20 protein-coding genes are annotated in these 23787 nt (G+C 69.5%); 10 read left to right on the top strand and 10 right to left on the bottom strand.

Features of this window, described 5'->3' with window-relative positions:
• Positions 1 to 652 precede the first annotated feature (652 nt).
• Positions 653 to 2653 (bottom strand): chromosomal replication initiator protein DnaA, encoded by a 2001-nt coding sequence (gene dnaA / locus AB0A61_RS00625; RefSeq protein WP_361283849.1) that lies wholly within the window; start codon positions 2651 to 2653, stop codon positions 653 to 655.
• 418 nt (positions 2654 to 3071) lie between these two features.
• Here dnaA and rpmH point away from each other — a divergent pair, with 418 nt between their 5' ends.
• The 9 genes from rpmH to AB0A61_RS00580 all read left to right on the top strand — a co-directional run bounded on the left by rpmH (position 3072) and on the right by AB0A61_RS00580 (position 10012).
• Positions 3072 to 3209 (top strand): 50S ribosomal protein L34, encoded by a 138-nt coding sequence (gene rpmH, locus AB0A61_RS00620; protein WP_003956500.1) that lies wholly within the window; start codon positions 3072 to 3074, stop codon positions 3207 to 3209.
• 21 nt (positions 3210 to 3230) lie between these two features.
• Complete coding sequence (gene rnpA / locus AB0A61_RS00615; RefSeq protein WP_361283846.1) at positions 3231 to 3602, top strand: ribonuclease P protein component; 372 nt, start codon at positions 3231 to 3233, stop codon at positions 3600 to 3602.
• Positions 3599 to 3952 (top strand): membrane protein insertion efficiency factor YidD, encoded by a 354-nt coding sequence (gene yidD, locus AB0A61_RS00610; RefSeq protein WP_361283843.1) that lies wholly within the window; start codon positions 3599 to 3601, stop codon positions 3950 to 3952. The genes rnpA and yidD overlap by 4 nt, the downstream gene beginning before the upstream one ends.
• Positions 3953 to 3955: 3 nt before the next feature.
• Positions 3956 to 5236: a membrane protein insertase YidC gene (gene yidC / locus AB0A61_RS00605; RefSeq protein WP_361283840.1), complete on the top strand. Its 1281-nt coding sequence runs from the start codon at positions 3956 to 3958 to the stop codon at positions 5234 to 5236.
• Between the two features lie 12 nt (positions 5237 to 5248).
• Entirely contained in the window at positions 5249 to 5761 is a 513-nt protein-coding gene (locus AB0A61_RS00600) for a R3H domain-containing nucleic acid-binding protein (protein ID WP_361283837.1), read from the top strand.
• Between the two features lie 117 nt (positions 5762 to 5878).
• On the top strand, positions 5879 to 6595 hold the full coding sequence (gene rsmG / locus AB0A61_RS00595; protein WP_361283834.1) for a 16S rRNA (guanine(527)-N(7))-methyltransferase RsmG: 717 nt from the start codon (positions 5879 to 5881) through the stop codon (positions 6593 to 6595).
• A gap of 299 nt (positions 6596 to 6894) precedes the next feature.
• Positions 6895 to 7968 carry a ParA family protein gene (locus AB0A61_RS00590; RefSeq protein ID WP_361284952.1) on the top strand — a complete coding sequence of 358 codons (1074 nt, stop codon included), beginning with the start codon at positions 6895 to 6897 and terminating at the stop codon, positions 7966 to 7968.
• Complete coding sequence (locus AB0A61_RS00585; RefSeq protein ID WP_361283831.1) at positions 7965 to 9068, top strand: ParB/RepB/Spo0J family partition protein; 1104 nt, start codon at positions 7965 to 7967, stop codon at positions 9066 to 9068. Before AB0A61_RS00590 ends, AB0A61_RS00585 begins: the two co-directional genes overlap by 4 nt.
• Positions 9069 to 9394: 326 nt before the next feature.
• On the top strand, positions 9395 to 10012 hold the full coding sequence (locus AB0A61_RS00580; protein ID WP_361283828.1) for a GNAT family N-acetyltransferase: 618 nt from the start codon (positions 9395 to 9397) through the stop codon (positions 10010 to 10012).
• A 104-nt stretch (positions 10013 to 10116) separates the two neighbouring features.
• Here the strand turns inward: AB0A61_RS00580 and trxA are convergent, their stop codons facing one another.
• The 7 genes from trxA to AB0A61_RS00545 all read right to left on the bottom strand — a co-directional run bounded on the left by trxA (position 10117) and on the right by AB0A61_RS00545 (position 19983).
• Entirely contained in the window at positions 10117 to 10449 is a 333-nt protein-coding gene (trxA, locus tag AB0A61_RS00575; RefSeq protein ID WP_361283825.1) for a thioredoxin, read from the bottom strand.
• A gap of 45 nt (positions 10450 to 10494) precedes the next feature.
• Positions 10495 to 11466 (bottom strand): thioredoxin-disulfide reductase, encoded by a 972-nt coding sequence (gene trxB, locus AB0A61_RS00570; protein ID WP_361283822.1) that lies wholly within the window; start codon positions 11464 to 11466, stop codon positions 10495 to 10497.
• A 191-nt stretch (positions 11467 to 11657) separates the two neighbouring features.
• Positions 11658 to 12617 carry a hypothetical protein gene (locus tag AB0A61_RS00565; RefSeq protein WP_361283819.1) on the bottom strand — a complete coding sequence of 320 codons (960 nt, stop codon included), beginning with the start codon at positions 12615 to 12617 and terminating at the stop codon, positions 11658 to 11660.
• Positions 12614 to 13339, bottom strand: a complete 726-nt coding sequence (gene sigM, locus AB0A61_RS00560) for an RNA polymerase sigma factor SigM (RefSeq protein WP_361283816.1) — start codon at positions 13337 to 13339, stop codon at positions 12614 to 12616. Before sigM ends, AB0A61_RS00565 begins: the two co-directional genes overlap by 4 nt.
• A gap of 31 nt (positions 13340 to 13370) precedes the next feature.
• Complete coding sequence (locus AB0A61_RS00555) at positions 13371 to 15089, bottom strand: protein kinase family protein (protein WP_361283813.1); 1719 nt, start codon at positions 15087 to 15089, stop codon at positions 13371 to 13373.
• A 118-nt stretch (positions 15090 to 15207) separates the two neighbouring features.
• The gene (gene murJ / locus AB0A61_RS00550) at positions 15208 to 17547 is read right to left on the bottom strand and encodes a murein biosynthesis integral membrane protein MurJ (protein ID WP_361283810.1); all 2340 of its coding nucleotides are present in this window, start codon (positions 17545 to 17547) and stop codon (positions 15208 to 15210) included.
• 45 nt (positions 17548 to 17592) lie between these two features.
• Complete coding sequence (locus tag AB0A61_RS00545; protein WP_361283807.1) at positions 17593 to 19983, bottom strand: DUF6049 family protein; 2391 nt, start codon at positions 19981 to 19983, stop codon at positions 17593 to 17595.
• 328 nt (positions 19984 to 20311) lie between these two features.
• Here AB0A61_RS00545 and AB0A61_RS00540 point away from each other — a divergent pair, with 328 nt between their 5' ends.
• On the top strand, positions 20312 to 21778 hold the full coding sequence (locus AB0A61_RS00540; protein WP_361283804.1) for a CCA tRNA nucleotidyltransferase: 1467 nt from the start codon (positions 20312 to 20314) through the stop codon (positions 21776 to 21778).
• A 104-nt stretch (positions 21779 to 21882) separates the two neighbouring features.
• On the opposite strand, the gene AB0A61_RS00535 is transcribed toward AB0A61_RS00540, so the two are convergent.
• Positions 21883 to 22383 (bottom strand): hypothetical protein, encoded by a 501-nt coding sequence (locus tag AB0A61_RS00535; RefSeq protein WP_361283801.1) that lies wholly within the window; start codon positions 22381 to 22383, stop codon positions 21883 to 21885.
• Between the two features lie 111 nt (positions 22384 to 22494).
• Positions 22495 to 23772: an MFS transporter gene (locus AB0A61_RS00530; protein ID WP_361283798.1), complete on the bottom strand. Its 1278-nt coding sequence runs from the start codon at positions 23770 to 23772 to the stop codon at positions 22495 to 22497.
• Between the last annotated feature and the right edge of the window lie 15 nt (positions 23773 to 23787).

Genomic DNA, 23787 nt, shown 5'->3' with positions numbered 1-23787 from the left:
GGAGAGATGACCTCGGCCCCTGGCGAGGCGGCGGCTGCTGGAGAGGACGGGTCCTTCGGGAGACGACGGACGGACGGGGCGTGGACACGACGTACCGAGCCAGGCCGTACGGGCGGGACGCCTCGCGGAGACGGCGGGAGGCCTTGAGGAGGCGACGGGGGCCCGTCCGGAGGCGACGGGGGCCCGTCCGGAGGCGACGGGGGCCCGTCCGGAGGCGACGGGGGCCCGTCCGAAGACGTGGCTGCGACCCCTGGAGGTGACAGGGCCCCCTTAGCGAGCCGACGGGCGGGCCGCTGGAGGGGACGGGAGGTCCTCCCGGTGAGGCGTCGTCGGCCCAGGGAGAGGCGGCGCCGACCCCCGGAGAGACGGGATGCCCTTCTGGAGATGACGAGACGCCTCCCGAAGGGACGGCGCTCCCCTCATGACGCCTCCCCGCGGCTCCGCCGGTGCCACTGCTGGCGATGACAAGACGCATCTCCCAGGCCCGCAGGTCGACGCCGCGGGCGCGATGGAACGCTCCCGGGCGACGACTGGGCGACCGGGCGTCCTACGGAGACGGCGCCACCCGGTGGCGACAGGACGCGGGGCGAGACGGCGAAGGGCGCCCGGAGAGGAGTTCCCGGACGCCCTCGACGACCTCTCTTGGTGGTCGTCAGCCGTTCTTGATGCGGTTGGTGAGTTCCGTGACCTGGTTGTAGATCGAGCGCCGCTCGGCCATCAGCGCGCGGATCTTGCGGTCGGCGTGCATGACGGTCGTGTGGTCGCGGCCGCCGAACTGCGCGCCGATCTTCGGCAGCGACAGGTCGGTCAGCTCACGGCACAGGTACATGGCGATCTGGCGCGCCGTCACCAGGGCGCGACCGCGCGAGGTCCCGCACAGGTCCTCGACCGTGAGGCCGAAGTAGTCGGCGGTGGCCGCCATGATGGCCGTCGCCGTGATCTCCGGAGCCGAGTCCTCGCCACCGGGGATCAGGTCCTTGAGGACGATCTCCGTCAGCCCGAGGTCGACCGGTTGCCGGTTCAGCGACGCGAACGCCGTCACCCGGATCAGCGCGCCCTCCAGCTCACGGATGTTGCGGGAGATACGGGAGGCAATGAACTCCAGCACCTCCGGCGGGGCGTTGAGCTGCTCCTGCACCGCCTTCTTGCGGAGGATCGCGATCCGCGTCTCCAGCTCCGGCGGCTGCACGTCGGTGATCAGACCCCACTCGAAACGGTTCCGCAGCCGGTCCTCCAGCGTCACCAGCTGCTTGGGCGGCCGGTCGCTGGACAGCACGATCTGCTTGTTCGCGTTGTGGAGGGTGTTGAAGGTGTGGAAGAACTCCTCCTGCGTCGACTCCTTGTCCGCCAGGAACTGGATGTCGTCGACGAGCAGGATGTCCATCTCGCGGTAGCGCTTGCGGAAGCTGTCGCCCTTGCCGTCGCGGATGGAGTTGATGAACTCGTTGGTGAACTCCTCCGAGCTCACGTAGCGCACGCGCGTGCCCGGGTAGAGGCTCCGTGCGTAGTGCCCGATCGCGTGCAGCAGGTGCGTCTTGCCGAGCCCCGACTCCCCGTAGATGAACAGGGGGTTGTACGCCTTCGCGGGTGCCTCGGCGACGGCGACCGCGGCCGCGTGCGCGAAGCGGTTGGACGCGCCGATGACGAACGTGTCGAAGAGGTACTTCGGGTTGAGTCGCGCGGTGGGCTCACCCGGGCCGGACGCCGGCGCGGGCTGCGCCGCGAGCGGGCCGGGAGCCCCGGTGGTCGGCAGGTTGGCACCCACCGGGCCGCCGCGGTGCACATGCCCGGAGCCGGCCGGGGGCTCGGGCCGGTCGCGAAGCGCCGCGTCACGCTGGTCGTAGTCGCCACGGGAGGCTTCGTACTCGGAGCGCTGCTGGTCGTAGGGTGCGCGCTCCCTCGCCTGCCCCCGGTAGTCCTGGGACGGGGAGTAGGGGGCGCGGCCGCCGTACGAGTCCTGGGATCCGTACGAGTCCTGCCCGCCGTACGAGTCCTGGGACGGCGAGGCGTACGGGTCCTGGGACGGCGAGGCGTACGGGTCCCGCTCCGGGAAGCCGAGCCGCTGCTGCTGCCAGCCGTAGTCGTCCTGCTTGGGACGCGGCCAGGCGCCGGGCTCGGGGCGCTGGTAGTCCGGGTACTCCGTGTACTCCGACGGGTACGCCGGGCGAGCGGTGGGCAGTTCGGCGCCGTCGGCGGACTGCGGGCCGGTGCGCGGGGGCTGCAGCTGGTCGCCCGGAGCACCGAGCTGATCGCCGCGGCCCTGGCGGTGACTGTCGGCGCGGTGACGGCCGTATCCCTCGTATCCGCCCGGGCCGGAGGGGAGCTCCTGCTCCTCGTAACGTGGCGGGGCGGGCGGCGTGGGGGCCTGGGGCTCGCCGACGGAGCTGTCGACGGTGATGGCGATCCGGATCGGACGGCCGCACTCGCGGCTCAGGGTGTCGCTGACGACCGGTGCGAGGCGTCCCTCGAGCACACCCTTCGCAAACTCGTTCGGTACGGCGAGCAGGGCGGTGTCCGCGACCAGCGCCAGCGGCTGGCAGCGCCGGATCCAGTGCTCGTCCTTCCCCTCGACACCCTGTCCTCGGCCGTCGCCGAGAAGCTGTTCCAGTACTCGTGGCCACACTGCGGCAAGATCGGCAGGTACGTCAGCCACAGGGCACGCTCTCTCACAGGTCCCACGAACGTGTGGTTCGGGACGGGTCGGGATGTAAATCGGTGGGTGGGCGGGAACGGGCCGCCGGGTCGGGCGGGAACAAGCCCGCAGGGAAGGGACAAAGGAACGAATCGGAGTCCAGCCACGGTAGTCAGGGCGGCGGGTGCGGTTCAAGTTGTTGTCCCCAGCCTGTGGACAGTGTCTCTGCATGGTCCCTGGTTTGACCGGATGGCGCAGCCCCGCGTACCGTAACCAGGTCGAGTTGTCGATGGCTGCTGCCGCCTGCCTCCGAAGGGCACTGATCGCGTAAAGGTGATCGGTAAGCGGTGCACTCGGGCGTGACTGCGAGCTACTCGTGGGCGCACGGTGACAGCCAAGACGGCACCCCGCCACTACCGATTCTTTCTGGAGCCCCCGAGTGAGCAAGCGCACCTTCCAGCCGAACAACCGTCGTCGCGCGAAGACCCACGGCTTCCGGCTGCGTATGCGCACCCGTGCCGGCCGCGCGATTCTCGCGTCCCGCCGTAGCAAGGGTCGCGCCCGCCTGTCCGCCTGATTCCGATCAGGTCATGACGTCGTGCTGCCTACCGAGAACCGGCTGAGGCGGCGCGAGGACTTCGCGACCGCGGTACGACGAGGACGCCGGGCCGGACGCCCACTCCTCGTCGTCCACCTTCGTAGCGGTGCCACGGACCCGCACGCGCCAGGGGAGAGCGCTCCCCCGTCGCGTGCGGGTTTCGTCGTGAGCAAGGCCGTGGGAGGCGCGGTGGTGCGCAACAAGGTGAAGCGCAGACTTCGCCATCTGATGCGCGACCGAGTCCCCCTGTTGCCCCCCGGTAGCCTGGTAGTCGTACGAGCGCTGCCCGGTGCGGGCGACGCCGAGCACGCACAGCTGGCCCGAGACCTGGATGCCGCACTTCAGCGGCTGCTGGGAGGGGGCGCGCGATGAAGTACCCGCTGCTGGCACTGATCAAGCTGTACCAGTGGACCATCAGCCCGCTGCTCGGGCCGGTGTGCAAGTACTACCCGTCGTGTTCCCACTACGGCTACACGGCCATCGACCGGCACGGTGCGATCAAGGGCACGGCACTCACGGCCTGGCGCATCCTGCGGTGCAATCCGTGGTCGCTGGGCGGTGTGGACCATGTCCCGCCGCGCAAGCGTCCGCGGTGGCACGAAATGCTGCGCGGCGCCTGGCGCGCACGCAAGGGCGGGCCCTCCGCCGGCGAACCGGCCACCGAAGGGGACATCCCTTCGAGCCCGGCCGCAGAGACCTCGTCCCATGCCCAAGGAGCATGATTAGTGGACACGATTGCCAGCCTCTTCAGCTTCATCACGACACCCGTTTCCTGGGTCATCGTCCAGTTCCACTCGGTGTACGGGAAGATCTTCGGTCCCGACACGGGCTGGGCCTGGGGCCTGTCCATCGTGTCCCTGGTGATTCTGATCCGTATCTGCCTGGTCCCGCTCTTCGTGAAGCAGATCAAGGCAACCCGGGCCATGCAGACGCTGCAGCCCGAGATGAAGAAGATCCAGGAGCGCTACAAGAACGACAAGCAGCGCCAGTCCGAAGAGATGATGAAGCTGTACAAGGAGTCGGGTACCAACCCGCTCTCCTCGTGCCTTCCCATCCTGGCGCAGTCCCCGTTCTTCTTCGCCCTCTACCACGTGCTCAACGGCATCGCGACGGGCAAGACGATCGGCGTCATCAACGAGCCGCTGCTCGCCAGTGCCCGTAAGGCGCACATCTTCGGCGCCCCACTGGCCGCGAAGTTCACGGACAGCGCCGACAAGGTCGCTCAGCTCGGTGCCTCGCTGACCGACGTCCGGGTCGTCACCGCGGTCATGATCGTCCTGATGTCCGCGTCGCAGTTCTACACGCAGCGCCAGCTGATGACCAAGAACGTCGACACGACGGTGAAGACGCCGTTCATGCAGCAGCAGAAGATGCTGATGTACGTCTTCCCGGTGATGTTCGCCGTCTTCGGCATCAACTTCCCGGTCGGCGTGCTCGTCTACTGGCTGACCACCAACGTGTGGACCATGGGCCAGCAGATGTACGTCATCCACAACAACCCGACCCCGGGTTCCAAGGCCCAGGCCGCCTACCTGGAGCGCCTGGCCAATCACGTCACGCACCACGGCAAGATCCGCCGGCGCAGCGAGAAGGCGATCGTCAAGGCGATCGTCGCCAAGGGTCGCGACCGCAACGAGTTCGAGCGCAAGTTCATCAACGGTCTCAACAAGGCGGGCCTCGCGGCCCAGACCGACGGCACCGTGGTGAAGAGCGAGAGCGCTGCCGCCGTGCAGACCGAGGACGGTACGACCGCCGCCACCGCGACCGCGACTGCTCCCCGGCGTCAGCAGCCCAAGCGGCAGTCCAAGGCCCAGCGCCAGTCGGGCGGGGCGAAGCCGGCGGGTGACGCCACGTCGTCCCCGTCGCTGAGCAAGTCCGACGAGCCTCAGGACGCTCCGCCGGCCGCCGAGAAGGCCGCCCCGAAGCCGGGCAACGGTACCCGCAGCAAGGCCCAGTCCGGCCAGCGCAAAGGTCCGCAGCGGCCCAAGTCCCCGTCCAAGAAGTAAGGAGCCCATCCCGTGACGGAAGGCACCACCTCCGCCGCTGCCGAGGGTGCAGACGCCCTGACCCGCCTCGAGCAGGAGGGCGAGATCGCGGCGGACTACCTCGAGGGTCTGCTGGACATCGCCGACCTCGACGGAGACATCGACATGGACGTCGAGGCCGACCGCGCCTCTGTCTCGATCATCAGCGACACCGGCACCCGCGACCTGCAGAAGCTGGTGGGGCGCGATGGCGAGGTGCTGGAGGCACTCCAGGAGCTCACGCGTCTGGCAGTCCACCGGGAGACCGGCGACCGCAGCCGCCTGATGCTGGACATCGCCGGCCATCGCGCCAAGAAGCGGACCGAACTGTCCGAGCTCGGCGCGAAGGCCGCGGCGGAGGCCAGGAGCACCGGCGAGCCGGTCAAGCTGAAGCCGATGACGCCCTTCGAGCGCAAGGTGGTGCACGACGCGGTCAAGGCCGCGGGCCTGAGCAGCGAGTCCGAGGGTGAAGAGCCGCAGCGCTTTGTCGTTGTGCTTCCCAGCTGATCGGTACGCACGTTCCCTCGGCCCCGTCTGTTGCGCAGGCGGGGCCGAACTTTGTCAGCCTGATAGTTCTGGTGGTCGGCGCTCGGAGCGCTGATGCGGTACGGAAGGACGGTCCCCGTGACGGAGGCAGCGGAGCTCCCCCCTGCGCCCGAGCAGGCACGTGATGTATTCGGTGATCGCTTCGCGGATGCAGTCCGGTACGCCGAGCTCCTGGCCGAGGCTGGGGTGCAGCGCGGTCTCATCGGTCCCCGCGAGGTGCCCCGCCTGTGGGAGCGGCACCTGTTGAACTGCGCGGTGCTCTCAGAGGTCGTCCCGGAGGGGGTGACGGTGTGCGACGTCGGCTCGGGTGCCGGCCTGCCCGGTATTCCGCTGGCACTCGTCCGCGAGGACCTGAAGATCACGCTGCTGGAGCCGCTGCTGCGGCGTACGACCTTCCTGACCGAGGTCGTGGAGCTGCTGGGGCTGGATCACGTCACCGTCGTCCGCGGCCGGGCCGAAGAGGTCATGGGGAAGCTGCCGCCGGTCCACGTGGTGACGGCCCGGGCGGTGGCCCCGCTGGATCGTCTGGCCGCCTGGGGCATTCCGCTGCTGCGGCCCTACGGAGAGATGCTCGCGCTCAAGGGCGACACCGCCGAGGAGGAGCTGAAGAGCGCGGCCACCGCACTGAGCAAGCTCGGAGCGGTGGAGACCTCTGTCCTGCATGTGGGTGAGGGCATCGTGGATCCCCTGTCGACGGTCGTGCGCGTCGAGGTCGGGGAAAGCCCGGGTGGTGTGCGCTTCGCGGCGAAGCGGGCCAAGGCGGCCCGGACAGGGCGGACGCGCAGGCGCCGATGATCCCTCTTCGGGGTCGGCATGTCGGCGTCGGTAATCCTGCCTGACGACCAGCCGTACTCCACACAAGCTGCCAAACCTATGCATGTCGGAGTGTCGCGACAGTTCGGCCACGGCTGCTGTGCATCGTGTTTCACGTGAAACGTCGCTCACTGCTGCACGGCATCATCAACCGTGGCCGCGCTGCGGCCCAGCCCCGCGACCGTAAGCCTCTCGGTTCACTCGGAGAGGGAACGGAGTTGTCCACAGAGGTGGATTTCTCCACAGAACGCAAGGGCTCACTGGCTCACGACCCCGAAGACATGCGAGGCTCTGTTCATTGCGAGCCTGAAGTCGAGGAGAGTGAATCCTTGCGGTCCGACGCCAACATCGCGGGACCGATGACCGATCCGGTCCCCGGTCCCCGTACCGAGTCGATGGGGGAGGACGTTTCACGTGAAACGCCGCCCCCGATGGACGACACTCCCATCGGTCGTGCTGCCCAACTGGCGGTCGAGGCTCTAGGCCGCGCCGGCGAGGGTCTGCCACGGCCCGAACAGACCCGCGTCATGGTCGTCGCCAACCAGAAGGGCGGGGTGGGCAAGACGACGACGACCGTCAACCTTGCCGCATCGCTGGCGCTGCACGGCGGCCGTGTGCTGGTGGTCGACCTCGACCCTCAGGGCAATGCGTCCACCGCGCTGGGAATCGACCACCACGCCGAAGTTCCTTCCATCTACGACGTGTTGGTGGAGAGCAAGCCGCTCGCCGAGGTCGTCCAGCCCGTCCCCGATGTCGAGGGTCTCTTCTGTGCCCCCGCCACGATCGATCTCGCCGGTGCGGAGATCGAGCTGGTGTCCCTGGTGGCACGGGAGAGTCGACTGCAGCGGGCGATCCAGGCCTATGAGCAGCCGCTGGACTACATCCTCATCGACTGCCCGCCCTCGCTCGGTCTGCTGACGGTCAACGCGCTGGTCGCCGGCCAGGAAGTGCTCATCCCCATCCAGTGCGAGTACTACGCGCTGGAGGGCCTGGGACAACTGCTGCGCAATGTCGATCTGGTCCGGGGCCACCTCAACCCCGCCCTGCATGTCTCGACCATCCTGCTCACCATGTACGACGGCCGGACGCGGCTCGCGTCCCAGGTCGCGGAGGAGGTGCGCAGCCATTTCGGCGACGAGGTTCTGCGGACGAGCATTCCTCGCTCGGTCCGGATCTCCGAGGCACCGAGCTACGGGCAGACGGTGCTGACTTACGATCCAGGATCGAGCGGTGCCCTCTCCTATCTTGAGGCGGCACGTGAAATCGCGCTGAAGGGTGTCGGGGTCAGCTATGAGGCCACGCACGCCCACATTGGCGCACAGAGCAATCCGAGCATGGTGGAGGGGATTCAGTGAGCGAGCGACGGAGGGGGTTGGGCCGTGGTCTCGGCGCACTGATCCCTGCTGCCCCAACCGGGGAGAAGCCATCGACGCCGTCCGCGGTGGGGGGCGTTTCTTCCCCGTCCCCGACGGCTGTGCCGGTGCTGACCACCGACCGCGGGGTCGCCGCGGCGAAGGTGGCCACGCTGCCCCCTGTTTCACGTGAAACAGAGGAGCTGTCGACGAGTGGCGGCGCGGAGACGCCCACGCCCCCGATGGGCGCGCACTTCGCCGAGATTCCCCTCGACTCCATCACGCCGAACCCGCGTCAGCCGCGTGAGGTCTTCGACGAAGACGCTCTGGCCGAGCTCGTCACCTCCATCCAGGAGGTCGGTCTCCTCCAGCCCGTCGTCGTACGGCAGATCGGCCCCGCGCGCTATGAGCTCATCATGGGCGAGCGGCGCTGGCGGGCCTGCCGTGAGGCGGGTCTTGAGGCGATCCCCGCGATCGTCCGGGCCACGGACGACGAGAAGCTCCTCCTGGACGCTCTGCTGGAGAACCTGCACCGGGCTCAGCTCAACCCGCTGGAAGAGGCGGCCGCCTACGACCAGCTCCTGAAGGACTTCAACTGCACGCACGACCAGCTGGCGGACCGGATCGGCCGTTCCCGCCCGCAGGTCTCCAACACCCTGCGTCTGCTGAAGCTCTCACCGGCGGTGCAGCGCCGTGTCGCCGCCGGAGTCCTCTCCGCCGGGCATGCGCGAGCGCTGCTGTCCGTTGAGGACTCGGAGGAGCAGGACCGCCTGGCTCACCGGATCGTGGCCGAGGGGCTCTCCGTCCGGGCCGTCGAGGAGATCGTCACTCTGATGGGGTCGCGTCCGCAGGCGGCGCCGCGCTCCAAGGGTCCGCGAGCCGGCGGCCGGGTCTCCCCGGCTCTGACCGATCTCGCGAGCCGTCTGTCCGACCGCTTCGAGACACGGGTGAAGGTCGACCTCGGACAGAAGAAGGGCAAGATCACCGTCGAGTTCGCCTCGATGGAGGACCTCGAACGGATCCTCGGCACGCTGGCGCCGGGTGAGGGACCGGTCCTGCAGAGGAGCCTTGTGGACGGCGGATCCGAGGAGGCGGACGACTGAGGCTCCCTCCGGCGGAGGGTTTGCTTCGTCCGATCGGCAGAGGCGGGTCGTGTCCGGTGTGTACCGGAGCACGGCCCGCTCTTTGCTGTCAGTCGCTATCGATGGAATCGCATCGTGGATACGATGCGTTCGGGTATGGCGCATCCACCTGGCGGCACCTCTGAGTGGGAGGCGGGGGCCATGCGAACGGTGAGCCGCACCAGACTGGTGAGCGCGGGTCTGGGACTTGGGGCTGTCGGCGGATTCGTCGGCAGTCTGCTCAGGGAACGCAGCGCTCTGACAGCCGCCCGCGACGCCGCGGGCGAAGGAAGCGAGGAACAGCCTTCATGGGCCGTCGGCTCGTACCGCTCACGCTGGACAACCTGCAGGACCTTCCCAAGCGCTGTCGCTCGTGTGTCTTCTGGGAACTGGACCCAGTCAGCGGCGAAGCCGCAGTGAGGGCCGGAACGCCGGCACTCGAGAAGGAGGCGTGGATCTCCGCCGTCCTGCTGGACTGGGGCTCCTGCGGCCGGGTCGTCTATGTCGACGACGTACCGGTGGGATTCGTGCTCTACGCGCCGCCGGCCTATGTGCCCCGCTCCACGGCCTTCCCCACGAGCCCTGTCTCCCCGGACGCCGTGCAGTTGACGACCGGCTTCATCCTGCCGGGATACCAGGGGCAGGGGCTGGGCCGGGTGATGGTCCAGACGGTCGCCAAGGATCTCCTGCGCCGGGGATTCAAGGCCATCGAGGCCTTCGGGGACGCCCACTGGAAGGAAGCCGCTTGCATGCTGCCGGCCGACCATCTGCTGGCAGTGGGTTTCAAGACGGTTCGGCACCACCCCACCCACCCGCGGTTGCGGCTGGAGCTTCGCTCGACGCTCTCCTGGAAGGAAGACGTGGAGATGGCGCTCGACCGGCTTCTGGGAGCCGTACAGAAGGAACCGGCGCTGCGGCCGCTGTAGGGGCGGTCCGCGACAGGTGCCGTCAAACGAATGGGCCAACCCTTCCGGGTTGGCCCATTGGTGTTTCACGTGAAACATCCGTCGCCGGCTCGGCGACTGCTGTGTCAGTCGGCGATGAAGTCCTCAAGGTCACGCACGATCGCGGCCTTCGGCTTGGCACCCACGATGGTCTTGGCGACCTCGCCGTTCTGGTAGACGTTCAGGGTCGGGATGGACATGACGCCGTACCTGGCGGCCGTACCAGGGTTCTCGTCGATGTTGAGCTTGACGATCTCGATCTTGTCGCCGTACTCGGCGGCGATCGCCTCAAGAGACGGAGCGATCTGGCGGCAGGGACCGCACCAGGCGGCCCAGAAGTCCACCAGGACGGGCTTGTCGTTCTTGAGGACGTCCTGCTCGAAGGAGTCGTCGGTCACGTTCTTCAGGGTGCCGGCCACGGCGGGGCTCCTTAACTGGTTCGTGCGGTGGGGTGATGGGGGGTCTCAGACGGTGGACTTCTCGGGCTCGGCCTTCTGCTCGTTGTCCGCCAGAGCGGCGAGGTAGCGCTCGGCGTCCAGGGCGGCGGAGCAGCCCGTACCGGCCGCGGTGATCGCCTGCCGGTAGGTGTGGTCGACCACGTCACCGGCACCGAAGACACCGGTCAGGTTGGTGCGGGTGGACGGAGAGTCGACCTTGAGGTAGCCCTCGTCGTCCAGGTCCAGCTGGCCCTTGAAGAGCTCCGTGCGCGGGTCGTGGCCGATCGCGATGAACAGGCCCGTCACCGGGAGATCGGAGAGCTCACCGGTCTTGAGGTTGCGCAGCTTCAGGCCGGAGAGCTTCTGGTCGCCCTGGATCTCGGCGACCTCGCTGTCCCAGACGAACTTGATCTTGGGGTCGGCGAAGGCGCGCTCCTGCATCGCCTTGGAGGCGCGCAGGGTGTCCCGGCGGTGGACGACCGTGACGGACTTGGCGAAGCGCGAGAGGAAGGTGGCCTCCTCCATCGCGGTGTCGCCACCACCGATGACGGCGATGTCGTGCTCCCGGAAGAAGAAGCCGTCACAGGTGGCGCACCACGAGACACCACGGCCGGACAGGGCGTCCTCGTTCGGCAGGCCGAGCTTGCGGTGCTGTGAGCCGGTGGTGACGATGACGGCCTTGGCCCGGTGCACCGTGCCCATGGTGTCCGTGACCGTCTTGATCTCACCGCTGAGGTCGACGGAGACGACGTCGTCCGGCACCAGCTCGGCGCCGAAGCGCTCGGCCTGGGCTCGCATGTTGTCCATGAGCTCGGGACCCATGATGCCGTCGCGGAAACCCGGGAAGTTCTCCACGTCGGTGGTGTTCATCAACGCACCACCCGCGGTCACGGCGCCCTCGAACACCAGCGGCTTCAGCGACGCGCGCGCGGTGTACAGCGCCGCCGTGTAGCCGGCGGGCCCGGAGCCGATGATGATCACGTTACGGACGTCGCTCACGGCTTGATTCCTCGTCTCTGGACTGTGTCGTACGGCCGGTGGGAGCCTCTCTCACAGCTCTCACCCCACCCAACGGATCCTACGGGGCGGGCATTCCCGGTGTGCTCGGGCACACGATGGCGTGACCTCGGGCACACGATGGCGTGACAACGTACGGGATACCACGCAGGGCGAAGACCACGCGTTCTCGGTCAGGAACGCGCGTAGGAGCGCGTCAGCAGAACCTTGGCCTCGGTCGACGGGTGCTGGACGCAGGTCGCGTCCACCACGTAGGCCGTGATCCTGGCGGAATTGCCGGAGGCGTCGGGCAGCACCACCAGATAGGCGTGCTTCCCCTGATAGGTGCCCTCCCGGGCGGCGAGTGCCGTGTCGGTGCGGCCGATGCCCTGCTGGACGCACGGCGGGACCGAGGCGGTGGGCAGGTTCTTCAGCATGTTCGGCTTGTCGGTACCCGTTTCCACCCCGAAGCTGTGCGGGGCTTTGGTCGTGCCCTGCGGCTTCTGGGTCTTCTGGAGGAGGTCTGCGACCTGGTTCCTGAGGGTTCCCTCGGCGAAGCTGTCGGCGGCAGCGGAAGGCCGCCCATGAGCCGTGGTGTCGGACCCCTTGCCGTCGTTCAGTGACGCCAGCACTGCGGAAACGATCACCAGGGCGGCGGCCGTGCACACGGAGCCCAAGAGGACCATCCTGCGGCGGCCACGCCGCCCACGGGCCCGGCGGCCCGGCCCGCTCGTGCCGGTACGGGGGTGACCCGCTGGGCGGTCCGCGGTCGATGTTTCACGTGAAACATGAGCCCCACCGTCGGTGGCGGCGGCCTCCTCCGAGCCCGAGCCCGGGGCCGAGCCCGACGCCGAGGCCGCGACGTCCGGTGATTCCGGGGACTGCGACTCGGGCGCCGTGGCGCTCAGCAGTGCCTCAGCGGCGAGAGCCGCATCGATCCGGCCCGCGACGTCGTCGGGCATGCGCGGAAGGCCCGGCAGCGCACCGAGCAGGCCGCGAATCTCCCCAAGGGAAGCGTGGACGTCCGCGCACAGTTCGCACTCGTCCAGGTGACGCCGAATGTCCGCGGTCCGGGACGGAGCGAGCAGGCCCTCGGTGAGGTCGGAGATCTCGGCGACGTCCGGGTGCCCGGCCGTGTCCGTCGTGGATGTCACGCTCGCCCACCTCCGCCCTTCACAGCAGCTGAATCACTCGGTCCCGTGTCCCGCGGACCCGGGTCTTGGGGGTCCGCTGCCGGTGGGACGGATGTCCCCTCCATCCGGTTCCGTCCCGCCCCCTCTTCCTTCTCGTCACCGGGGTCTTCCGGCCGTAGATGGGTGAGCAGCGGCAGCAGTCTGGCTCTGCCGCGGGCGCAGCGGCTCTTCACCGTCCCCGTGGGTACGTCGAGGATGCGAGCGGCCTCGGCGACCGGGTAGCCCTCCATGTCCACGAGCACCAGGGCGGCTCTCTGTTCGGGTGGGAGGCTGCCGAGCGCCTCGAGGAGCTGCCGCTGCACGTCGTTGCGCTCGGCGGGCGCCGACGCCGACTCGTGCGGCTCCAGCAACTGCTCCAGCCGCTCGGTGTCGTCCACCGGCGAGGTCTTCCGCGAGGCCGCCTTGCGGGCCCGGTCCAGGCAGGCGTTCACAGTGATCCGGTGCAGCCAGGTCGTGACGGCCGACTGACCCCGGAAGGTGTGGGCGGCACGGTAGGCGGAGACGAAGGCGTCCTGGACGGCGTCAGCGGCCTCCTCCCGGTCTCCCAGCGTCCGCAGTGCCACGGCCCAGAGCCGGTCCCGATGCCGCCGTACCAGCTCACCGAAGGCGTCCGGATCCCCCTTCACATGGCGCGCCAGAAGGTCCTGATCACTTGCGTCGCCGTACGCGGTCTCCTCTGCCATCGGACCCCCCTCCCCTGGTGCCGGCGGGCTCTCAGCCGGTGAACTTCACTTCGGTGATGGCCTGCTTGTAGCCCGCACCCGTGTACGTGCTCGGGTCCGGTCCCGAGTACGGCACGGCGGTGAGCCATACGAGGACGTACTGCGCCTTCTCCGACTTGCCGGCCTTCACCGTGGCGGTGTTCCCGCTCGTCGTGACACTGCCGATCTTCCGCATCGAGCTCAACGGGGACGTCGGCGAGTCCGCCGCGTACAGCTCCACCGTCGTGTGATCGGCGCCGTAGCGGAGACCGATGGACGCCGCGGACAGACTCTGTGCCGAGCCGAGGTCATAGACGATGCCCACTCCGGGCTTGTAGGGCGCCAGGGCAGGACCGTCTATGAAGGTGCTCGTCTTCCAGTACGTCGAGCTGTTCCCGTCGTAGGTCTTGGAGACGTCGCCGGGATGCTGGGCATCCCCCTTCACCACGTACTCCTGAGCGCCCTGGATCCGGATGGGCTTGACCGGCTTCGGTTGCTTGGCGCTCTTGTCGTTGCCGTCCTGCGTCTGCGTCCGGTTGTCGCTGCTGGGCTTGCCGCCCTGATCCATCAGGGCGTCCGCGAGCTGCCAGCTGCCGAGACCGAGAGCCGCGATGAGGAGGGCCGAGACGGCCCACTTCAGGGCCTTGCCGGTGCGGCTCTGCAGCGGGGGCGGTGGGGCCGGTACCGGTTGGGTGACCCCGGGATGCGGCGCCGGACGGCCGTACGAACCCTGCTGGTACGAGGTGCGCTGGTAGTCCGGCGGAGCGGCGAACGCGGGCTCCGGCGGGCGGATGCGCGGCATCTCACCGATCGCCTTCACCAGCTCCTCCGGCGTGGTGCACGGAGCCTCGTGCCGCGAGGCGGTGGCGCCGTCGTTGGCGAGGGCCCGCATGGCGAGTTCGGACAGGCCCCGGTGGATTCCGGCGCGCACCTGGTCGGGGGCGATGAGGCCGACGTCCTTGGGCAGTCCGGACAGGCCGTAGGCGTCGTTCTCGTACGGCCACCGCTGGGTGAGCGCCGCGTACAGCAGGGCTCCGATGGCCTCGGTGTCGGTGCGCTGCGGGGTGTCGGAGCTGATGCCGCGCAGCGCGGCGTTCACGGCGAGACCGCGGATGCGCCACTGGCCACTCGAGGTGCGCAGCACGGCGTTCGGGTTCAGCCGCAGATGGGCCAGGCCCTCGCGGTGCGCGGCAGCCATGGCGGAGGCGATCTGGCTGACCAACTGGTAGGCGTCGTGCGGCTCCAGCGGCCCGGGGGACAGGAGCGTGGTCAGCTCGGTGGCGTCGGGCAGCCACTCGTGGACGACGTAGACGACGTCGTTCTCCTCGACGGCGTCGAGGACCTGGACGAAGCGGGGGTCGCCGAGCAGCGCGGAGGAACGCGCCGCGGCCAGTACGGAGCGGGCACGGGCGTGGTCCGCGGGCAGGATGTGCACGCCGACGGCGCGACGGAGCTTCTCATCCACCGCTCGCCAACTGCTGAATCCGTCCAGACGGGTGACGCACTCCTCGAGGCGGTAGCGTCTGGCGAGCTTGTGACCGCTGTGCAGTTCGGGCGGTGAGGCCTTTGCGGGACTCTCGGTTCCGCCACTCCCCTGTGCCTCGTTGCTGTCCGTGTCCCGCTCCCGGTTCTGGGCCACCCCGTCGGCCGTGGACTGGTCCGCCTTGGCGGTCAGCGACTCGTCGTCGCTGTTGTCTGCCACGTCGACGGCAGCCGTGCTCCGTTCCGCCACCGTCGCTCCTGCCTCCCCATCCGTTGCGCGCTCTCCGACGCCGAAACCAATTGTGCCCACAGTCCGCTGCTATGCACGACACACGACTGCGGACGATGGTTGTGCGCCTACCCCCGCCTCAACGCCCCAGCCGCCCACGGACCATGCCCACGAGCGAGTTGAGTTCCTCGATCCGCATGCGGCGGGCGCCGACGAAGAAGATCCCGAGCAGGAGGGCTCCACCGGCCAGCAGCGCGGCGAAAGAGCCGAGGGCGCCCTGACCGAGGGCGTGGCCGATGCCGTAGCAGGCCGCACCGCTGAGCAGGGCGGCCGGCAGCGAGGCGATGCACAGCCGCGCGTACGTCCGCAGCACCCGGGAGCCGTCGAGGTCGCCGCCGAGCCGCTTGCGCAGCCGGTTCCAGGCGACGCCCACACCGATGGCGTAGGCCAGCCCGTACGAGGCGGCCATGCCGATCACCGCCCAGCGGGCCGGGAGGAGGAAGTAGCACAGGACCGAGGCGCCCGCGTTGACCGCGGCCACGATGACCGTGTTGTAGAAGGGCGTTCGGGTGTCCTCGTAGGCGTAGAAGGCGCGCAGGACGACGTACTGCACCGAGTACGGGATCAGGCCGAGGCCGAACGCCATCAGCATGTAGCCCATGTTGGTGGCTTCGCTGGTGCCCGAGGAGCCGAAGATCAGGGTGCACATCGGGATGCCGAGCGCGACGAAGCCGAAGGCGACCGGCACGATCGCGACGGCCGTGGTGCGCAGGCCCTGCGAGATGTCGTCGCGCACGGCGCCGCCGTCGCCCTCGGCGGCCGAGCGGGAGATCCGCGGCAGCAGGGCGGCCATCAGGGAAACGGTGATGATGGCCTGGGGCAGGCCCCAGATCAGCTGGGCGTTGGCGTAGGCGGCGAAGCCGGTGCCGTCGACGGGAGAGTGCTTGCCCGCGGACGTCGACAGCTGGGAGACCACCAGCGCGCCGGCCTGGTTCGCGAGGACGAACAGCACGGTCCACTTGGCCAGGGTGGCGGCCTTGCCGAGGCCGTGGCCCCGCCAGTCGAAACGAAGCCGCAGCCGGAACCCGGTCTCCCGCAGGTACGGGATCATCGCGAGGGCCTGCACGGCCATTCCGAGCAGCACGCCGAAGCCGAGGAGCCGCTGCCCCTCGGGCGGGATGGTGGTGACCTTCATCCCGGAGTGGGCCGCCGTGCCGTACACCCAGATGAACATGCCGAGCGTGACGATGATGACGATGTTGTTCAGGACCGGGGTCCACATCATCGCGCCGAACTTGCCGCGGGCGTTGAGGACCTGGCCCATCACCACGTGGATGCCCATGAAGAAGATCGAGGGCAGGAAGTAGCGGACGAAGGTGACGCCGACCTGGTTGGCCGCCGGGTCGCCGGCGACCGAGTCGGACAGCAGGCGGATGAGGAAGGGGCCTCCGAGGACCGCGACCACGGTGAGCGCGCCCAGCGCCACCATCACCAGGGTCAGCAGCCGGTTGGCGTAGGCCTCGCCGCCGTCCTCGTCCTCCTTCATGGCCCGCACGAGCTGCGGCACGAAGACGGAGTTGAGGCCGCCGCCGACGGTCAGGATGTAGATCATCGTCGGCAGCTGGTAGGCGACCTGGAAGGTGTCGCCGAGCAGGCCGACGCCCAGTGCGGAGACGATCAGCGCGGAGCGGATGAAGCCGGTGAGGCGGGAGACCAGCGTGCCCGCCGCCATCACGGCGCTCGACTTCATCAGCCCCGAGGCCCGGCCGCCCTTCTTCGCGGCCGGGGCGGGCGCGGGCGCCGGAGCGGCGGTCTCGGCCGCGGGTGTCCCCGCGTACGGCCCTGCCGTTCCCTGACCCGCGGCCGGTGCCGGTGAGGGGCCGGGGACCGACGGTGGCTCCATCGGCGTGCGACCGCCGTACTGCTGGGGGTCCTGGAAGCCGTTGTGCCGGGGGTCCTGGTATCCGCCCTGTCGCGGATCTCCGAAGCCGCCCTGCCGTGGATCGGGGAAGCCGTTCTGCTGCTGGTCCCGGAAGAGGTGCGCGAAGGCGTCCGGCTCGTGGCGCTCCTCGCCCGAGTGGCTGACCAGATCGTCCACGCCGACGAACTGTGTGGTCCGCGGATCTTCTCCCTGCGGCAGGTACTGCGTCGCGCCCGACGGCTCAGGCGCCGGCGTCTGGGCCCACACGTGCGGGTCGGGGGCGTACGGCGACTGCTGCGGCCGGCCGTAGAGCGGCTGCTGCGGCCCGTACGCGCCCGGGGGCGGCGGAGGGTGCGCGGCACGGTCGTACAGCGCCTCTCCGACCGGGTCCTGTGCGGTGAGGTCCTGCGCCCGGTAGGGGTCCTCGGCGTAGGCGTCCTGGAGGTACATGTCCGGCGGAGCCTGCGGCGGCACCTGGCCGTGCTCGGGCGGCGGACCCTCGGGGTAGCCCGAGCTGCCCGCGGCCTGGCCGCGGTCACCGTCGTACGGCGCGTTCATGGTTACCCCACCTCGTCGTCCCGGGCCCACCGGGCCATGACATCCTCAACGGTCCACTTTCTCACCCGTGCCGGACGGGTCGGCGCTTTCCGCTGCGGTGTCCGGTGTCGGGTCACTCGGCTGCTCCGGCTCTGCAGCCCCGGACCGAGCGCCCGACTCCTGCGTGAGACGGTTCGCGGGGCCCTCGGGGTTCTCCGGTTCCTCAGCGCTCTCGCCGGCCTCGTCGGGCCCGTCCTCCGCGGCCTGCCGGGCGGCCGTGCGCTTGCGCTGGGTGTACATGCGGAAACCGGCGAGGACGAGCAGCAGGACACCGCCCCCGATGACCAGCATCACGGTGGCCGTGACCTCGGTGACCTTCACGTCGAAGGTGACGGGGGCCCCGTACTCCTGGCCGTCCTGCGTGTACAGCTGGGCGACGACCGTGACCCGGCCATTGGCGTTGGCCGATGTGGTGAACTTCACGGACTGGCTGTGGCCCCCGGAGACCGTGACGGGCTGCTCCGCGTAGGCCTTGCCACCGATCTTGAGGCGGGTGGGGTTGGTCGAGGTGAGCCGCAGCACCAGGTGGTCGACGCCCTGCACCAGGTTGTTCTGCACCGTGACCGGGATCGTGGCGCTGCGCCCCGAGAGCTTCGTCTCCGACTTGTCGATCAGCTTGACCTGCTCGGCGAGGTCGTCGAGGTAGGTCTCCACACCGTCACGGAAGCTGTTCGCGGTGCCGTCCCGGCCCCGCCACGACGTGGACATCTCACGGTTCATGGCGCGGCCGAAGGGCGTGACGACCCGGGACTCGTCGGTGAGTACGACCTTGAAGTTGTCGACCTTGTCCTGCGTCCTCGCGATCGCTTCGAAGGCGGAGCGCGTCAGTTCCTGCTTGCGCAGTGAAGAGGGGTAGTCGTAGGTCGACGGAACCCTGGTGTTGGCGCCGGGGTCCGGCTTCGCCTTGGCGGCCGCGGCCAGGTCCTGGGGCTGGGACCAGGGGCTCTGCTGCAGCGCCGTCAGGGCCTGCGCCATGGCCTGGGCCTGGCTCGCGGTGGGCATGCGGGGCGGGGCGACGACGATGCTGCGCTGGTTGTCCGTCTGCCCGCCGAGTTCGAGGCTCTGAGCGAGGAACTGCTGCACGGCGAGCGTGGTGGTGCCGGCCTGCGTCATGTCGCCGTCGAACGCCGTCGACAGCCGTGCGTCGGCCACGACCGCCGTGGTGCCGCCGCCGATGGGCCGGGCCGCGGACGGCGTGTAGGTCAGAGCGCCTTTCTCCTGCAGGCTGTCGCTGCGTGCGATCACCTTGTCGGCGCCCGCGGAGGTGGCCACCCTGACGATCGAGGGGTCGACGGCGCCCTCCACGGGCCAGGCGAAGTCCGTGGCCGGCTTCACGTGCAGCACCGTCTCCACCGTGCTGGCGGCGACGTCGGTGGCGTCCTTGAGCTGGCTCAGTGAGCCGGTCACGCTCGTGCCGCTGTGGGCGAGCGAGGCGAGGTCCGGGTCGCCGAAGGGCAGCGCCACGACCTCCTTGCCCGCCACGTCCTGCTGCAGCTCGGCGAGCCACTGCTTGGCGACCGCCTGGTGGGTTCCCGCGGCGGTGGTGCCGTCGTCCGCCCGGACGCGGTACTTACGGGTCATGGCGTCGACCGACGCCAGCAGGTCGGGGTCGATCACCCAGGTGACGTCGAGGTCCTTGCCCAGTGACAGCATCTGCTGCAGGCGGCCGCCGGGGCCGATGTCCTTGGCGAGGTCGTCGTTGAGGAAGACCGGGGTCTGCTGGGCCCCGGGGCCCGTCTCCGCCGTCATGTGGACGGAGGACACCAGCGGCCACAGGTACGTCGTCTTCGTCTTCGTGTCCGCCCCGCCGGGGTGCCACGGCAGGAACGTGTGCCGGATGCCCAGCACCTGGTCCCAGGGCTGCGCGGACGTCTGGCCGGACAGGGAGACGGAGAACTCGTAGACCCCGTCCGCCCCGAGGTTCAGCTTGTCGACCGGTACCGAGATGCTGAAGTGCTCGGCGACGCCCGGGGTGAGCTGTGCGAACTTCTGGACGTACTGGCCACCGACCTCGGAGCCGTCGGCTTCCGGTACGTAGCCGGTGCGCTGGGCGACCGTGTCGATCGCCGACCGGGTGGTCAGCTGCGGGCCCACCCGCAGGCCCACGTGGGCGCCGGTGACGGTCTGCTTGCCGTTGTTCGTCACGGTGCCCGTGACGGTCACCGTGTCCCCGTCCGAGGGGGCGCTGGGGGTGAGCGAGTCGAGGGAGACGGCCACCGTCTGCGAGCCGGAGGGGGCCTGGGCCACGCCCTGGCCCGCCGCTCGCGCGGTTGGCGCGCCCGGCAGCTGGAGCAGTCCGGCGAGCAGCGGCGCCCCGGCGAGCAGCGCGCCTGCCCGCCACAGCCAGCGGCGGGCAGGTGAGGGACTGGTCCCCTGGAAGTCTGCCGCCTCGGCCACGCGCTCGCCCGTCCCTCGTCGTCGTCAGTGGTCGTCGGAATGTGCGTCCCCGCATGGTAACGAGATGCGCTGAGGGGAAGTGCCGCGGAGGCGTGCACAAGATCGGAGAACTCCGGTGGTCCGCCCTGGATATGCGGGTATCCAGGGATGCTGTTTGTTACGTCACAAAGGCTCGCTTGCGCACGTAATAAGAGGGGCTGTGCCGGTGGCTCAGGGCCGCGCGAAGCCGTGCCCGCGGTACGGGAGGAGCGGGCGCGGTACGGAGGAGCTCCGCCCGCGGCCGAACTCCGGAGCGGTCGGCCGCCCGGGCCACGTACTCTGTTCTGTTGTGCCGAACGCCAATGAAGACACTTCCACTGCCCTGAGCCAGGTGCAGCAGCGCGCGGTGAGCGAACTGCTGCGGGTGGCCCCTGTCGCCGACGACCTCGCCCGTCGCTTCCAGGAGGCCGGGTTCTCCCTTGCCCTGGTCGGCGGCTCGGTCCGGGACACGCTGCTCGGCCGGCTCGGCAACGACCTGGACTTCACGACCGACGCCCGTCCCGAGGACGTGCTGAAGATCGTGCGGCCCTGGGCGGACGCGGTGTGGGAGGTCGGCATCGCCTTCGGCACCGTCGGACTCCAGAAGACGGTTCGCGCCGGTGACGCGGAGCGGTGCTTCCAGATCGAGGTGACGACGTACCGGTCGGAGGCCTACGACCGCTCCTCGCGCAAGCCCGAGGTGTCGTACGGCGACTCCATCGAGGAGGACCTGGTCCGGCGGGACTTCACGGTCAACGCCATGGCCGTCGCGCTGCCGGAGAAGAGGTTCGTCGACCCGCACGGCGGGCTGGAGGATCTGGCGGCGCGTGTGCTGCGTACCCCCGGAACCCCCGAGGAGTCCTTCTCCGACGATCCGCTGCGCATGATGCGGGCCGCGCGCTTCGCCGCCCAGCTCGACTTCGACGTCGCCCCCGAGGTCGTCACCGCGATGCGGGAGATGGCCGAACGCATCGAGATCGTCTCCGCCGAGAGGGTCCGGGACGAGCTGAACAAGCTGATCCTTTCCGCGCACCCGCGCAAGGGCCTGGCCCTGCTGGTCGACACGGGAATCGCCGACCGGGTGCTGCCCGAGCTACCGGCGCTGCGTCTGGAGAGCGACGAGCACCACCGGCACAAGGACGTCTACGAGCACACGCTGATCGTCCTGGAGCAGGCGATCGCACTGGAGGAGGAGGGTCCCGACCTCACCCTCCGGCTGGCGGCGCTGCTGCACGACATCGGTAAGCCGCGCACGCGTCGCTTCGAGAAGGACGGCCGGGTCTCGTTCCACCACCACGAGGTGGTCGGGGCGAAGATGACCAAGAAGCGCATGACGGCCCTGAAGTACTCCAACGAGCTGGTGAAGGACGTCTCGCGACTGGTCGAGCTCCACCTCCGCTTCCACGGCTATGGCACCGGCGAGTGGACCGACTCGGCCGTACGCCGGTACGTCCGTGATGCCGGCCCGCTGCTCGACCGCCTCCACAAGCTGACCCGTTCAGACTGCACCACGCGCAACAAGCGCAAGGCCGGAGCACTCTCCCGTGCTTATGACGGCCTGGAGGAGCGCATCGCGGAACTCCAGGAGCGGGAGCAGCTCGACGCCATCCGCCCCGACCTCGACGGCAACGAGATCATGCAGATCCTGGACGTCAAGCCGGGCCCGGTTGTCGGCCGTGCCTACCAGCACATGCTGGAACTGCGCCTGGAGAATGGCCCGATGGAGCATGACGCGGCGGTGGCGGCCCTCAAGACGTGGTGGGCCGAGCAGAACTGAGGCTGTGAAACGAGGCGTGTTTCACGTGAAACATGCCTCGGAACGCATCGAGGGGCGATGTTTCACGTGAAACATCGCCCCTTCGACGTAGGTCGAGCGAGGTGCTACTTCGCTTCCTTCAGGCAGAGCACGACGTCGTGGCCGCCGCCGTACTGCACGTAGGAAATCGTCGCGTCGGTCACGGCCTTGCACTTGTCCTCGTCGGTGGAGCCGTCGAACTTCTGGACCACCTTGTACTGTGCGTCGGCGGACGAGCAGTCGACCTCCTTGAGGTCGGCCTTGTTGTCCGTGCCGTCGTTGTGCATGCAGGCGCCCACCGACGTGGTCTCCGCGTCGTCACGGTTGAAGAACCAGCCCAGACCGAAGCCGACACCGAACTTCAGCATGGCGACGATGACGAAGACGACGATCGCGCCGATGACGCGCAGCGCCTTCTTGCCGGCACGCTTCGCCGGGGCGGGCGGCGGGGGGACCGGCGCGCCCTGCTGCTGCGGGAACGGCGCGTACGGCTGCTGCGGGACTCCCGGCTGGACGGGCTGCTGCCCCATCGGAGCGGTGGGCGCCTGGGCGTACGGGTTCTGGCCCTGGGGCGGCGGAGTTGTCACTTGGGGGTCCCCCTAGAACGTAAGCACGATGACGCGAACATGGCGTCGAAATAAGACGCACGTAAGCTACAGGGCCCCACTGACAACTCTGAAACCACAGCAGGCTCTGTGTCACTGATGTGACACTCGGCAGCGCTCAAAGCGGGCCATAGCTGCCGCAACCGTTCCGTAGATCACGGAGACTGCGATCACCAGCACCGCCGAACGTCCGTCCGGCGGCAGCATCAGGGCGGCGACGCCCGCGGCCGCCACGAAGGCGACGTTGAACAGCACGTCGTACACGGAGAAGATCCGGCCGCGGAAGCCGTCCTCGACGGCGGACTGCACCACCGTGTCCGTGGCGATCTTCGCGCCCTGGGTGGTCAGGCCCAGTACGAGGACCGCGGCCAGCAGCGGGCCGGGGGCGAACGGCAGCCCGAGGGCGAGTTCCAGGACCGAGGCGGACCCGGCACACACGACGATCCAGCGGGCGGGACCGAGCCGCCCCGCCGCCCAGGGGGTGACGACGGCCGCCGCGAAGAACCCGGCGCCCGAGACACCCAGCGCCAGCCCCAAAAGCCGCAGTCCCTGCTGTGCGTCCGACGCCAGGCCGTACCGGCAGAGCATCAGCACCATCACCGTCAGGGCGCCGTAGCAGAACCGCATCAGCGTCATGGAGCCCAGCGCCCAGGCGGCCTCCCGGCGGGGCGGGGACAGCAGGTGCCGCACACCCGCGACCAGGTCACGCGCGGCGCCCGTCACCGCCGCACCCAGCCGTGGCTGCACCGACTCCCGGTCGGGCCCGAGCAGTTCCGGAGCCATGAGCAGCGACGCCAGAGCCGCGCAGAGGTAGAGGACGGCACCCAGCAGCACCACGGCCGCGTCGGAGTCCGCCGCCACCAGGCGCACCGCGAAGGCGAGGCCGCCGCCGGCGAACGCGGCCAGGGTGCCGGCGGTCGGCGACAGGGAGTTGGCGATCACCAGCCGCTCGCCGTCGACCACCCGCGGCAGGGCGGCGGACAGGCCCGACAGGACGAAGCGGTTGACGGCGGTGACGCAGAGCGCCGAGACGTAGAACAGCCAGTCGGGGACGGCGGCGACCATCAGTACCGCCGTCGCGGCCGCCATCACCGAGCGCACCAGGTTGCCGTGGAGCAGGACCTGGCGGCGCCGCCAGCGGTCCAGCAGGACGCCGGCGAAGGGTCCCACCAGGGAGTACGGGAGCAGCAGCACCGCCATCGCGGAGGCGACCGCCACGGCGGAGGTCTGCCTCTCCGGGGAGAAGACGACGTACGTGGCGAGCGCCACCTGGTAGACCCCGTCGGCGCCCTGGGAGAGCAGCCGGACGGCGAGCAGGCGCCGGAAACCCTGGAAACGCAGCAGCACGCGCAGGTCACGGACGACGGCCATGCCGCACAGCCTCAC

Origin of the sequence: Streptomyces sp. NPDC046197, assembly GCF_040646295.1 — a bacterium.
Taxonomy (GTDB): Bacteria; Actinomycetota; Actinomycetes; order Streptomycetales; family Streptomycetaceae; genus Streptomyces.
Note: the sequence above shows the minus strand (reverse complement) of the source record. Positions and strands in the feature narration are given on the sequence as shown.